Origin of the sequence: Vibrio sp. B1FLJ16, assembly GCF_905175385.1 — a bacterium.
In the GTDB taxonomy this organism is placed as follows: domain Bacteria; phylum Pseudomonadota; class Gammaproteobacteria; order Enterobacterales; family Vibrionaceae; genus Vibrio.
Genome location: NZ_HG992749.1, coordinates 1,473,530 through 1,487,574, shown reverse-complemented (window position 1 = coordinate 1,487,574; position 14,045 = coordinate 1,473,530). Strand labels below are relative to the sequence as shown.

General features: G+C 45.1%; 11 protein-coding genes. 6 read left to right on the top strand and 5 right to left on the bottom strand.

The features are described from left to right. Positions 1 to 11: 11 nt before the first annotated feature. Positions 12 to 716: a GntR family transcriptional regulator gene (locus tag KHN79_RS06745; RefSeq protein ID WP_182007878.1), complete on the bottom strand. Its 705-nt coding sequence runs from the start codon at positions 714 to 716 to the stop codon at positions 12 to 14. Positions 717 to 1,067: 351 nt separating this feature from the next. On the opposite strand from KHN79_RS06745, the gene KHN79_RS06740 reads away from it, so the two are divergent. From KHN79_RS06740 to KHN79_RS06720, 5 genes are all read left to right on the top strand, one after another. Further along, positions 1,068 to 2,846 (top strand): M28 family metallopeptidase, encoded by a 1,779-nt coding sequence (locus KHN79_RS06740; protein WP_182007879.1) that lies wholly within the window; start codon positions 1,068 to 1,070, stop codon positions 2,844 to 2,846. A gap of 241 nt (positions 2,847 to 3,087) precedes the next feature. Next, positions 3,088 to 4,059, top strand: a complete 972-nt coding sequence (locus KHN79_RS06735; RefSeq protein WP_182007880.1) for a tripartite tricarboxylate transporter substrate binding protein — start codon at positions 3,088 to 3,090, stop codon at positions 4,057 to 4,059. 213 nt (positions 4,060 to 4,272) lie between these two features. After that, entirely contained in the window at positions 4,273 to 4,767 is a 495-nt protein-coding gene (locus KHN79_RS06730) for a tripartite tricarboxylate transporter TctB family protein (protein ID WP_182007881.1), read from the top strand. An 18-nt stretch (positions 4,768 to 4,785) separates the two neighbouring features. After that, positions 4,786 to 6,312 carry a tripartite tricarboxylate transporter permease gene (locus KHN79_RS06725; RefSeq protein ID WP_182007882.1) on the top strand — a complete coding sequence of 509 codons (1,527 nt, stop codon included), beginning with the start codon at positions 4,786 to 4,788 and terminating at the stop codon, positions 6,310 to 6,312. A 151-nt stretch (positions 6,313 to 6,463) separates the two neighbouring features. After that, on the top strand, positions 6,464 to 7,234 hold the full coding sequence (locus KHN79_RS06720) for a sulfite exporter TauE/SafE family protein (protein ID WP_182007883.1): 771 nt from the start codon (positions 6,464 to 6,466) through the stop codon (positions 7,232 to 7,234). Positions 7,235 to 7,303: 69 nt separating this feature from the next. Here the strand turns inward: KHN79_RS06720 and KHN79_RS06715 are convergent, their stop codons facing one another. Both KHN79_RS06715 and KHN79_RS06710 read right to left on the bottom strand, forming a co-directional pair. Further along, complete coding sequence (locus KHN79_RS06715; RefSeq protein ID WP_182007884.1) at positions 7,304 to 8,275, bottom strand: TAXI family TRAP transporter solute-binding subunit; 972 nt, start codon at positions 8,273 to 8,275, stop codon at positions 7,304 to 7,306. A 196-nt stretch (positions 8,276 to 8,471) separates the two neighbouring features. Further along, positions 8,472 to 9,992 (bottom strand): aldehyde dehydrogenase family protein, encoded by a 1,521-nt coding sequence (locus tag KHN79_RS06710; protein ID WP_182007885.1) that lies wholly within the window; start codon positions 9,990 to 9,992, stop codon positions 8,472 to 8,474. A gap of 269 nt (positions 9,993 to 10,261) precedes the next feature. Here KHN79_RS06710 and KHN79_RS06705 point away from each other — a divergent pair, with 269 nt between their 5' ends. Continuing rightward, a complete protein-coding gene (locus tag KHN79_RS06705; protein WP_182007886.1) occupies positions 10,262 to 12,034 on the top strand; it encodes a sigma-54-dependent Fis family transcriptional regulator in 1,773 nt (590 codons plus the stop codon). A 51-nt stretch (positions 12,035 to 12,085) separates the two neighbouring features. On the opposite strand, the gene KHN79_RS06700 is transcribed toward KHN79_RS06705, so the two are convergent. Further along, positions 12,086 to 12,223: a hypothetical protein gene (locus KHN79_RS06700; protein ID WP_182007887.1), complete on the bottom strand. Its 138-nt coding sequence runs from the start codon at positions 12,221 to 12,223 to the stop codon at positions 12,086 to 12,088. A 358-nt stretch (positions 12,224 to 12,581) separates the two neighbouring features. Beyond that, complete coding sequence (gene gnd, locus KHN79_RS06695) at positions 12,582 to 14,030, bottom strand: decarboxylating NADP(+)-dependent phosphogluconate dehydrogenase (protein WP_182007888.1); 1,449 nt, start codon at positions 14,028 to 14,030, stop codon at positions 12,582 to 12,584. Positions 14,031 to 14,045: the final 15 nt, after the last annotated feature.

Sequence of the window (14,045 nt, the reverse complement as noted above, 5' to 3'; positions counted from 1 at the left end):
ACACTTTCCTTCTAGTCATTTTCAGCAAACAAGATTTGTTGTTCGATTAACAAGCGGCTGCCCGATATGTGACGTCTCATCAGCATCTCTGCCAGTTCTTCGTCACGGTTTTTGATCGCTTGTAATATAGATTTATGCTCATTTAACGCCTCTTTCGGGCGTGACTGAGCGCGTGGAGACTGGTAACGATACATACGTAACAAGTGGTAAAGCTCATTACACAGCAGCGAGATCAACTTGCTATTGCGACTCGCTTTAATAATGCGGTAGTGAAAATCAAAATCACCGTGTTGATGGAAATATGAAGAGCCTTCGACTTCATCGATATGATTTGAATGTGTCGACAATAATGTTTCTAGCCCGATGAGCTCTTCGTCCGTAATATGACGGGCAGCTAACCTAGCAGCCATTCCTTCCAGCGCTTCACGTACCGCATACAATTCAAAAAGTTTTTCTGGTGAAAACGTAATAACACGCGCACCAACATGAGGAATACGCTCAATCAGACTGAGACCTTCTAAACGCATAATAGCTTCACGTAGAGGGCCTCGACTCACCTGATAACGCTTTGCCAGCTCAGGTTCAGAGATTTTGCTACCCGGTGCAATTTCACCATTTACAATCGCTTCTACCAGAGATTCGGTGAGCGTTTCAGATTTGGTGTTTTCTTTCTCTGCGCCAACCGCTTTAAGACGAGTTTTTAGTTCGACATTCATTTCAGCATTCATTCCAAGACCGTCGCTCTACAACACCCTAGGTGTCAACAATTTCATAACCTGCAGTCATAATAGATCAACAAATTGTCGACAATCAAGAAGATTGTCGACAATTTAGACTAAGGTCTGACATTAACTAGAATGGTTAACTGAGGTTTCTTTCTAATTTATCCCGCCTTAACTTCTCAGCTCAATGTGTGACTTTCTGCCAAATCTTATATGGACATTAAACATTATTATGAAACGCATTTGATATTAAGGACTAGCGCAGCTATACAGAATATAGTTAACATTTTATTAACATTACATTCAGCAATGGATACGTAGCGTATTTCATACAAGGAGCCGCGCATGCAAGTTAGTTTTACAACTACAAAGTCTATTATCGCGAGTGCAATCAGTGCCTCCCTTTTATCTGGGTGCTATTGGGATGATCCAGAAAAAGCAGCAAAACATGTCAGTAATCAAATCAAAAGCAAAGCCGTTGTTGAGCATTTAGTTGAATTTGAAGGCCTAGCTTCTGCTACAAGTGACGGCAGCTCAACCACTCGCGCAGCGGGTACAGATGGTTACCAAAACTCAGCGGCGTACATAATCGCTACCATGCGCGAACATGGCTATGAGGTAAGTACTCAAGAATTTGATTTTCGCTCTTGGGAGGAACTCGCTGGAACCTCTCTTAACGTTAATGGTGCAGATTTAACCAGCACACGTACTGCCGGTGCAGAGGCTGATTTCGCCACGATGTCTTACTCCGGAGATTCTAATGGTGAGTTAAACGCAAATGCTGTATTCATCACTCCTGACTTTGACTTTAGTAACGCCAATTATGATGATACAGATGGCTGTGAAACGTCTGACTTTGAAGGCAAAGATGTTGCTGGAAAGGTTGCCATAATTCAACGTGGCGGCTGTACATTTAGTTTAAAAGTTGTGAACGCCCAAGCGGCAGGAGCCGTCGCTGCCATTATCTTTAACCAAGGTAATTCTGAAGGCAGAACCGCTGTGATTAACGGTACGCTGGGTAGTGACACTACCGCAACCATTCCCGCTTTTGGTGCTCGCTTTGAGTTAGGCCAGCAATGGTATGAAGCCATTCAAAGTAGCAATGTGCCGGTAGTTCTTAATGTCGATGTTCAAGATGAAATTGTCGTCACGCAGAACGTGATTGCAGAAACCATGTATGGCAACGACGATCAAGTCATTATGTTGGGTGCGCATTTAGACTCGGTACCTGAAGGCCCTGGCATAAATGACAATGGTTCGGGTAGCGCTGGTTTGCTTGAGTATGCGATAACACTGGCTGAGCTAAGAGCACCAGTGAAGAATAAGGTTCGATTTGCGTGGTGGGCTGCTGAAGAAGCGGGGTTAATCGGCTCGGAGTTCTATACAAACGAATTGTTTGCTCCACTTTACAATCAAGCAATGCTAGAAATCACTGAAGAGCTTGGACTCGGCTCTCCAGACGAGCTTACTTCTGAGCAGTTTGATTTAGTTGAAGATCGTTATTACGAACTGAACAAAGTTAAGTTATATCTAAACTTCGACATGATTGCTTCACCAAACTATATCTTTGGCGTCATGGATGGCGATTTATCAGATACTAAAGATAGTCCTGACAACGCTTATGTTGGTGATTTTGAACCGCCTTTTGGTACCTCTCACATTGAGTCTAAATTCATTGATTTCTTCAACAAGAAGAATGAAGGTACTGTGCCGCAAGCATTGTCCAAACGTTCAGACTACGCAGGTTTTGCCGATTGGGGCGTCGCATTTGGTGGTTTATTCACCGGTGCTGAGCGAGTCAAAACTGCAGAAGAAACAGAGTTATTTGGTGGCGATATCGGCGTGGCTTATGACGTCTGTTACCATCAGGCATGCGACGACCTAAACAACGTGAGCCAGAAAGCACTTCATATGAATACACAATCTCTCGCTTATGTGACAACTTACTACGCGTTTAGTGATCCGGTCTTCCCTGCTGAGCCAGTTGAAGCAAGGGCGATGACACGAACATTTGATGCTAAACAACCAAGTGACAAGCTCAGAATTGGTGAGAAACTGAAAGCTGCAGAGAGTGCATCTGATCATGACCACTTCCACGGGGACTTCGACCAAGACCGTAAATAAACAATCACGATTGATAACTTTCCGAGCCGCATCTTTAGATGCGGCTTTCGTCTTAATAAGGTTCATGCCCCTCCGTGAACTTTATGAACAAAATACCCTTTATGCTCAATATTCACTTTATCTACCTTTTGCAGACACACATTTAACAGTTGATTAACCTTTTACCAAAGTTCAGCTCCAAAGCTGAAACAACAATAAGACTCATCAACAGAATAGAGTCACCAACAAAAGGAACGTGAACATGTTAAAGATAATCAAACCAACGCTGGCCGCTTCGATAATCGCAGCTTCATTTTCATTTAGCACTTTTGCTGCTGATTTAGAAAAAATGCATTTCCTTATCCCTGGCGGTGCTGGTGGCGGCTGGGATATGACGGCACGCGGCACAGGTGATGTACTAGTTAAATCAGATATTGTCGAGACCGTGTCATTTCAAAATCTGTCAGGCGGTGGCGGCGGTAAAGCAATCGCGCACCTGATTGAAACTGCGGATCGTCAAGAAGACACACTGATGGTCAACTCAACACCGATCGTTGTTCGATCGCTTACCGGTATTTTCCCGCAATCATTCCGTGACCTGACGCCAGTTGCAGCAACCATCGCTGACTACGGTGCTATCGTTACTTCTGCAGATTCTCCTTACAACTCATGGGAAGACGTTGTAAAAGCGTTTGAAGAAAGCCCTAATAAAGTGAAAATCGCTGGCGGGTCTGCTCGTGGTTCTATGGATCATCTAGTCGTTGCAGCTGCGTTTAAAGGCGAAGGCTTTGATGCTCGTAAAGTGCGCTACATCGCCTACGATGCAGGTGGTAAGGCAATGGCGGCACTACTATCTGGCGAGACTCAACTGCTTTCAACCGGCTTAGGTGAAGTACTTGAAATGTCTAAATCTGGACAAGTTAAGGTGCTGGCAGTAACGGCTCCAAAACGTCTGGAAGCGGCTCCAAATATTCCAACCCTCACCGAATATGGTAACGAAACCGTATTTGCTAACTGGCGTGGATTCTTCGCCGCTCCTGGCGTAAGCCAAGAAAAAATCAATGAGTGGAATGCGGCCTTCACTAAGATGTACAACACTGATGAATGGCAAGTTGTTCGTGACCGCAATGGTTGGATTGACAACTACAAAGCAGATAAAGAGTTCTTCGCGTTCCTTGAAGATCAAGAGAAGCAAATGGGAGACCTAATGCGTGAATTAGGCTTCCTGAAATAACAAACGAATGGGGCTATCCCCCCCTAGCCCCTTTCTTTGCATTTGCACTCTGAATTTAACCGTATATGGGCATTGTCGACATTCGGCATACACACTCCTTTGTTTATAGATTGATAAGCAGATCGACTAGCAGCGAGAAGCTTAATTGTTAATGGTTCCCCTTGTACATTAACGCCCATATACGGTCTTTTTTACTTTCGTTAGGAGTTGAATATGTCTCGTTCAACCAACTTTTTTACTAAAGAGTACCTGCTCTGCCGCGACCGCGTTGGTGCAATGATTTTTCTACTCTTCTGCCTATGTTATGGTTATCAAACATCACAAATCCCGATGTTTCCGGGTGATGAGTACGAACCGTTTACTGCACGTACCTTACCGACCATTCTGACCTACATAGGCATCGGTTTGGCGCTTCTGCTACTCGTCACAGGGCAACCAGATAAGCAAAGTGGCGCAGTAATGGGCTTCAATTGGAAATTGCTTATCTCTTTCTTAGTTCTCATGGCGCTGTACGGTTTGGGTCTCACTTACTTAGGCTTTGTGATCGCTACTGGCTTCTTCCTTCTCGCAGGCTTTTATTTGTTGGGTGAAAGACGTAAATCCGTACTGTTTGGCGCTTCTTTCCCATTCGTTATTGCCTTCTATTTATTGCTTACTCAAGGTCTGGATATCTACCTTGAGCCAGGTTTGATTTTCACCATCTGGTAGCCAAGAAAGGAAAGAATTATGTTAGATGGAATTCTACAAGGTTTATCCACCGCGGTAATGCCAATGAACATCATGATGGTGATTGTTGGCTGTTTCGTCGGTACATTTATCGGAATGCTGCCAGGTCTTGGCCCTATTTCTGCCATCGCGTTGATGATCCCGATTACTTACGGACTGGAGCCTTCTTCTGGTCTGATTCTAATGGCCGGTGTATATTATGGTGCCGTGTTCGGTGGTTCAACATCTTCAATTTTGATCAATGCTCCGGGCTGTTCTTCTACCGTTGTAACCGCTTTTGACGGCTACCCTATGGCACAAAAAGGCCAGGCAGGTAAAGCGCTGGCGTTAGCGGCCTACTCTTCATTCACTGGTGGTACGCTTTCAGCTATCATGCTGCTGGTTGCGGCTCCTGCCCTGGCTAGTGTGTCGTTAAGCTTCCAGTCTTCTGATTACTTCGCATTAATGCTTCTTGGTTTATCAGCGGTAGCGGCATTTGCTGGTAAAGGTCAGGTGATTAAAGCGTGGATGATGACGATTCTTGGTCTGATGCTGTCTACCGTTGGTATCGACAAAGGCGTAGGCGTAGAACGCTTTACCTTTGGTTTAACAGATTTAATGGATGGATTCAGCTTCTTGCTACTTGCAATGGCAACTTTCGCTTTGGGCGAAACCTTAATGGGTATCCTTAAACCCTCAGAATCTACTCGTGACGAAGAGCAAGACAAGTTGAGAAACATCGGTTCGATGAAAGTCACCAAAGAAGAGATTAAAGAAGTCGCGCCTGTTTCTATTCGCTCTTCAATTCTTGGTTTCTTCACTGGCGTTCTTCCTGGTGCTGGTGCCACTATCGCAGCATTTTTAAGCTACGGTCTGGAACGTAATCTGGCTCCAAAAGAGAAAAAAGAAGAGTTCGGTAAAGGCAGCATTCGTGGTCTAGTTGCGCCGGAATCAGCGAACAACGCTGCTTCCAGCGGTTCGTTTGTACCACTACTGACACTTGGTATTCCGGGCTCTGGTACCACTGCCATCATGCTGGGTGCGTTAATTGCCTACGGTATTCAGCCAGGTCCTCGCTTGTTCGTTGAGCACCCTGATGTCTTCTGGTCCGTGATTATCTCAATGTACTTTGGCAACATTGTTCTGGTGATTCTGAACTTGCCACTGATTCCGTACATATCGAAACTATTAGCGGTACCGAGAACAGTTCTTCTTCCGATGATTTTGTTCTTCTCAATCACGGGCGTTTACCTGGTTTCGTTCAATACTATGGATGTGTTCGTAATGCTACTTGTGGCGATGGCCGCAATTGCTCTCCGCCTTGCGAACTTCCCTCTGGCACCACTACTGCTTGGTTTTATCCTCGGTGGTTTGATGGAAGAAAACTTACGCCGCGCACTGATGATATCGGATGGTGAACTGAGCTTCTTGTGGGAGCGCCCAATCACCCTAACCTTTACAGTGTTAGCTGTGTTGGTACTAGGCAGCCCACTGCTTGTGAAACTGTTTCAAAAGCTACGAGCTCAACCAGTTAAAGTTGAACAATAAATAAGTCACTCATCCCTATGATTGACTTCAAAAGGCCACCAGCTCGGTGGCTTTTTTCTTTGACCTTTCGCTACTATCTTTCTTTCATCAACTCCAGTAGGGTTAACGCCTTAAAAAATAAAACATAAAAATAAAAAATTAAGGTAGATTTATGCTGCTGGAACTGACGTTGTTATTTGCTGCCGGAGTAGTTGGAGGAATCATGAATTCTATTGCAGGAGGTGGCAGTTTTGTCACGTTCCCTGCCCTGATGGCTGTTGGGATTCCTCCCGTTATCGCAAATGCCACCAACACCTATGCCTCTTGTGCAGGCTACATCAGCGGTGCGATAGGTTTCAGAGAAGAAATCCTCAAAAATAAGCAAGAATTCCTCTTTACCATCAGCTTAAGCCTTATCGGTGGTGGCGTTGGTGCCTACCTGTTACTGAATATTCCTGAATCAGTGTTTTTAGAAGCGATTCCCTGGCTACTATTATTTGCAACCTTACTGTTTATCTTTGGCTCGCGTTTAACTAAGGCAATGAAAACCTTAACCAAAAACCATAAACACGCCGGTATTTTAGGTGTAATCGCATTAGGCATTCTGTTGGTTGGCGTCGCTGCGTACGGTGGATTTTTTAATGCAGGATTAGGTGTAATTGTACTGAGTTACCTAGTGATCGCGGGTCATCAAGACATCAATTTAATGAACGGATTAAAGCTGCTTGTATCGACCTCTGTTTCGCTGGTCGCAATAGCCGTTTTCATCGCTAATGGCTCGATTGACTGGAGCAAAGGCAGCGTAGTCATGGTGGGAACATTAGTCGGAGGCTACCTCGCAGCCCGAGTTTCACGTCAATTGAATCCGAATCACGTTCGCAACTTTGTAGCGCTATTTTCAACAGCTATCACCGTCTACTTTTTCGTTGATATCTACGCATAATCTAACCCCCTCAAACAAATAGAGCGCCATCGAATCGATGGCGCTCTATTTGTCGATTAAAGTTCAATTTTATTTAATCAATCCAACTTCTTTATAGTACTTCAATGCGCCTGGGTGAAGTGGCGCAGACAGACCATCTTTCACCATTTCTTCTTTCTTCAGATTAGCGAATGCAGGGTGAAGACGTCGGAAATCATCAAAGTTCTCAAATACCGCTTTAACAACGTTGTACACCACATCTTCCGGAACCGCCATTGAAGAAACCATAGTTGCACCAACACCAAATGTTTGTACATCTTCTTCAGTTCCGCGATACATACCACCCGGTACAGTCGCAACACGATAGAAACTATTATCAGCAACTAACTTCTCTACTTTAGGGCCTTCCACCGCTACGATATTGCTATCACATGAGGTGGTTGCCTCTTTGATTGCACCACTTGGATGACCTACGGTGTAAACCATGGCATCAATTTTGTTATCACATAACGCTTTCGATTGCTCAGCCGCTTTCAGCTCGGAAACCAGTTTAAAGTCATCATTAGTCCAGCCGTACTCATTCATCAGCACTTCCATCGTACCGCGCTGACCTGAGCCCGGATTACCAATATTCACGCGTTTACCTTTCAAATCATCAAATGATTTAATATTGGCATCTTTACGTGCGACGACAGTAAATGGTTCAGGGTGGAGAGAGAACACCGAACGTAGGTCTTTAAATGCACCTGCGTCTGCAAACTGACTGGTTCCGTTGTATGCGTGATATTGCCAGTCTGACTGGGCAATACCGAAATCCAGTTCACCTGCGCGAATCGTATTAATGTTATAAATGGAGCCACCGGTACTCTCTACCGAACAACGAATGCCGTGATCGGCGCGGGACTTGTTTACCAAACGACAGATCGCCCCACCTGTTGGGTAGTAAACCCCGGTTACCCCTCCCGTACCTATCGTTACGAAGGTCTCTTGAGCTGCGACAGAAAAACTCGAGCTCAGTGCAACAAGTGATGCCGTTATCGCTATTTTCTTAAACTTTAACATTGAACATCCTTTTTTCCCTTTGTTTGTGACGGTTTAAGTATAGCAAGCGTTAATAGATTGATTATGCATAAGTTCACAGCATGTAAATTTTGTTATTCAACTGTATACAGTGCATTCGTTAAACGGACATAAGAAAAAGCCCCGCATAGATGCAGGGCTTGTATATCAACTAATTTTACTTGCTGAGAGTATCTATTTAGAAGAACCCTAGCGGATTGATGCTGTAACTAATCAGTAAGTTCTTAGTATTCTGGTAATGTCCGAGCATCATTTTATGAGTTTCACGTCCAATACCTGATTTCTTGTAACCGCCGAAAGCCGCGTGAGCCGGGTAAGCGTGGTAACAGTTTATCCAGACACGTCCAGCTTCAATGTTGCGACCCATTCGATACGCTAGGTTTTGATCTCGCGTCCAGACACCGGCCCCCAGGCCATACTCAGTGTCATTCGCAAGCTCAAGGGCTTCTGCTTCATCTTTGAAGGTCGTTATCGCAATAACCGGACCGAAGATCTCTTCCTGGAAAACGCGCATTTTGTTATTGCCTTCCAGTAGAGTCGGCTGAATATAGTAACCTTGCTCAAGATCGCCCTCTTGCTTCGCCACATCACCACCAAAGACTACCCTTGCGCCCTCTTCACGGCCTATTTCTAAGTAACTCAGAATCTTGTCAAACTGTTCCTGAGATGCTTGCGCGCCGACTTGTGTCTCTGTGTCCAGAGGGTTGCCCTGTTTGATAAGCTTGGCACGTTCAGCTACTTTAGCGACAAACTTGTCATAAACCGACTCATGCACCAGTACTCGAGATGGACAGGTACAGACTTCACCTTGGTTAAAGAATCCAAGCAGTGTCCCTTCGATACACTTATCGACGAACTCATCTTCGTGATCAAATACATCCGGGAAGTAGATGTTTGGCGATTTACCACCAAGTTCTACTGTTGAAGGAATGAGGTTGTCTGCCGCGCATTTAAGGATGTGGTTACCCACCTGTGTTGAACCGGTGAATGCCAGCTTAGCGATACGGTTACTTGTTGCCAGTGCCTGACCAGCCTCTGAACCGTATCCGTTAACCACGTTAACAACACCCGGTGGAAGTAGATCTGCAATTTTTTCCATAAGAACGAGAACAGATGTTGGTGTTTGCTCTGCAGGTTTAAGAACGACACAACAGCCGGCAGCTAAAGCCGGTGCAATTTTCCACGCAGCCATCAGAATCGGGAAGTTCCACGGAATAATTTGTCCGACAACGCCGATGGGCTCAGGGAAGTGGTATGCCGCGGTGGTTTCATCTATTTCAGCAGCGCTGCCTTCCTGTGCTCTGATACAACCAGCGAAGTAACGGAAATGGTCAACAACAAGTGGAATATCGGCTGCCAGAGTTTCGCGGATTGGTTTGCCGTTTTCCCATGTTTCCACTAACGCTAACTCTTCAACGTGCTGTTCAACACGATCTGCTATTTTCAGCAACAGATTAGATCGCTCTGCAACACTGGTTTTCGCCCATTTCTCTCTGATCGCGTGTGCAGCATCCAGTGCTAAATTGATATCTGCCTCACCAGAGCGTGCAACCTGACAATATGGCTTCCCGTTGATAGGCGAAATATTGTCAAAGTACTCTCCTCCAACGGGTTTAACCCACTCTCCACCAATGAAGTTATCGTAATGAGATTTGAAGTTCACGATGGAATTTTCACTACCTGGCTGTGCGTAAATCATAACTCTTCCTTTTGTTTCTCGTTCAGTGTTTTGTTCCATTAGTGTTTGAAACACTTTGCTTTTTTACAGTGTCATTTCGCACTGTTAACTGAGAGTATTACGCAAGTCACAGGCCAACTAAGAGATACTTGTTGTTAATGAAATGTAACACTATGATTACCAAGCGATAACAATTTTAATGAGTGATGTTTGAATAGGCGTATGGTGTAAACACCAGTGTTCAAGTGTTCCAAAATGACACATGCTCACTGTAACAAAATGGTACATTCATGGAACTTCAACAAATTACCGACAATAACTGGCTTTCGACTTCCTGGCTCAGAAGTGAACAGGCAGGTCTGAAACAGCGTCGACGTCCTGAAGACATACGCGTCACATCTGCGACGCTTAAGGAACGACGTCACCAGCTTCACTTCCTCCTTGAAGCGGTAAAGCAGTTCGCTCTTCCTCTGTTTAACCAATTTTTTGCACACAGTAACAGCCGCTTAATATTAACCGATGCGGATGGCGTAATCGTAGGCAGCTGGGGGAAGCCAAGATTCAGAGAAAAACTCACCGAAATCGCCCTTAGCTCAGGCGCGTGCTGGCAGGAAAAGCTCAAAGGGACCAACGCAATTGGTACAGCGTTAGTCGAAGCAAAACCCGTTGCAGTAATAGGCGATCAACACTTCATCCAGCAACACCGTTTTATCAGCTGCTCAGCTAACCCTATTGTCGATCACCTTGGCCAGCTGCTTGGCGTACTGGACATTACCAGTGAGCAAGAAAAGCACGACCTTTCAACTCAGGCGTTAGTGCAGAACATGGTAAGGCTTGTTGAAAGCCAATTGCTGAACCAGGTTCCGAGTGGTCATATTCGGGTTGACTTAGCATGCGATAAAAACCTGCTCAGCAGTGGCTGGCAAGGCATCATCATCGCTAATGAAGACGGATTGATTCTTGCTCATAACCAAGTTGCGTCACAGTTGCTTGATAGCAGTAACGTGGTTGGACAACCTTTGGAAGAGATCCTATCTCACCAAATGTCGAACGAGTCACTCGTGTTTAAAACAGCACCTTTAACAAAACGGAAAATTCAGTCTCGGCCCGTTAGTGCATCTAATAGTCTCCACTTTGGTGATTCTGCTGTTGAACGCTGTTGGCAGCAAGCAAACCGAGTTATCGATAAAGACATCAGTTTACTGATACTCGGAGAAACCGGTGTTGGTAAAAATGTGTTTGTAAAAGCACTGCACAAAAACAGCCAAAGAAATCGTGGACCACTTGTTGCTGTCAACTGTGGTGCTCTGCCAAAAGACCTTATTGAATCGGAATTGTTCGGGTATGTCGCCGGCGCGTTTACCGGAGCAAGTAACAAAGGATATCAAGGTAAAATACGCCAGGCAGATAAAGGGACGCTTTTCCTTGATGAAATCGCCGACTTACCACTTAGTGCGCAGAGCCGACTGCTGCACGTTCTTCAGGATAAAACCGTCATGCCTGTTGGTTCTAATCAGAGTGTGCAAGTGGATACTCAAATCATCGCTGCTACGCATAAAAATCTTGAAGCGTTAGTTGAGCAAGGAGAGTTCAGGCAAGACCTCTATTATCGTCTTAACGGATTAGTCATTGAGTTACCAAGGCTAGAAGAACGCGACGACAAAGAAAAACTGATTGTGCATCTTCAGCAGAGACATGCTGCGCCGAATCAACAGCTCTGCCCTCACCTTCTATCTCTGCTGCTTTCTTATTCATGGCCAGGAAACTTGCGTGAACTGGACAGCTTAATCAAAGTCTCAGCTCTCATGGCGCAAGGTGAAGAAGTTTTAGAGCTTGCACATGTACCATCACACCTTTCTAAGAAGCTCAGTCAGGTCAAAGAGAAGGATACTAAAGAGAAGGATACTTTGGAGCCCGCAGTCGACATGCGCGCGACCGTGGAAGATAAACTGGTGAAAACCTATCAAGCAACTCAGGGGAATATTAGTAAGACTTCTCGTATGCTCGGAGTAAGTAGGAATACGATTTATCGGAAGCTGAAAAGCATGGGAATGATTAAATAATAAAGAGCACCCTATTACTGTATATTCAGCGGAGGGTGCTCTTCTGAAGTATCACAGACCACCAGCTTGCTGTGCCTGTTTTACTAATGCCTGACGTTGAGTTTCTTTTTTAGATTTTAATTTCGTATTCTTTTGTATTTCCTGCTTCAGCTCAGCAGGGTTAAAAACAAAGTACTTATTATTTGTCATCTTTAGAACCTCTGTTTGTTGTGTTTACCACCTTTAATTCAACACAAATAGCACCAGATAGAACGGCTTCTTCTGGTGACTTGTTGCTGAGTCGTAAGATAGAGCGTTTGTATAATGCAAACATCCTCCGCCTACTTTTTTTTTCAGGCGTAGTCCAAGGGCTTATCTGAGGCACTTATTAGTGTAAAAACCTCAAAACCACACCATGTCATTACAGTTCTCCTTAACCGAACGATTGCAACTCATTGTCAGGGCGGAGAAAAGTTTTTCTCATCTCATAAATGAAAGAGGATGAGAAAGATACAAAAAAGGATGCCACTGGGCATCCTTTTATATTCAGTCGGTTTACTTAAAACAATTACACGTCGTAAGTCGTAGACGCTGTGTCGCCGCCTGTACCAGTCCAGTTAGTGTGGAAGAACTCACCACGTGGACGGTCAGTACGCTCGTAAGTGTGAGCACCGAAGTAGTCACGTTGAGCTTGAAGCAGGTTTGCTGGTAGACGAGCGGTTGTGTAACCGTCTAGGAAAGATAGCGCAGAAATCGTACATGGCATTGGGATGCCAGACTCTAGAGATTTCGCTGCTACTTTACGCCATGCTGCTAGGCTGCCTTGAAGAATGTTTTTGAAGTACTCATCAGAACCTAGGAATGCGATATCTGGGTTCGCTTCGTACGCATCACGAATGTTGCCTAGGAATGCAGAACGGATGATACAACCACCACGCCACATTAGTGCTACGTTACCGTAGTTTAGGTCCCAACCGTTCTCGTTAGACGCTTCGCGCATTAGCATGAAGCCTTGAGCGTAAGAGATGATCTTAGATGCTAGTAGCGCTTGACGTAGTGCATCAACCCACTCTTGCTTGTCACCTTCAACTGGGGTGATTGTCTTGCCAAATAGAGACTCAGCTTCAACACGTTGGTCTTTCAGTGCAGATAGACAACGAGAGAATACAGACTCAGAGATAAGCGTTAGTGGAATACCTAGGTCTAGTGCATTGATACCTGTCCATTTACCAGTACCTTTTTGGCCTGCTGTATCCAGGATTTTCTCAACTAGAGCTTCACCATCTTCATCTTTGTAGCCAAGAATGTCAGCAGTGATTTCTACAAGGTAGCTGTCTAGCTCAGTCTTGTTCCAGTCAGCAAATACAGCTTGCATCTCGTCTGCAGACATACCAAGACCATCTTTCATGAACTGGTAAGCTTCAGTGATTAGCTGCATGTCACCGTATTCGATGCCGTTGTGTACCATCTTAACGAAGTGACCTGCACCGTCGTTACCAACCCAGTCACAACATGGCTCGCCAGCGTCAGTTTTTGCAGAGATACCTTGGAAGATTGGCTTAACCGCTTCCCAAGCTTCTGGAGCGCCGCCAGGCATGATTGAAGGACCAAAACGTGCACCTTCTTCACCACCAGATACACCAGTACCGATGAAGTGAATGCCCTTCTCACGGCAGTGTGCTACGCGACGGTTTGTATCTGGGTAGTTAGTGTTACCACCGTCAATGATGATGTCGCCTTTGTCTAGAAGTGGAATTAGGTTGTCGATGAACGTGTCAACAACGTCACCTGCACGAACCATAAGCATCACTTTACGTGGCGTTTCTAGCTTCTCTACTAGTTCTTCTAGAGAGTATGCACCGATGATGTTTGTGCCTTTTGCTGGCCCTTCCAGAAACTCGTCTACTTTCGCAGCAGTACGGTTGTGAGCCACAACTTTAAAGCCGTGGTCGTTCATGTTTAGGATAAGGTTTTGACCCATTACCGCTAGGCCAATTACACCGATATCACCTTTCATTGTTTCTCTCCAATT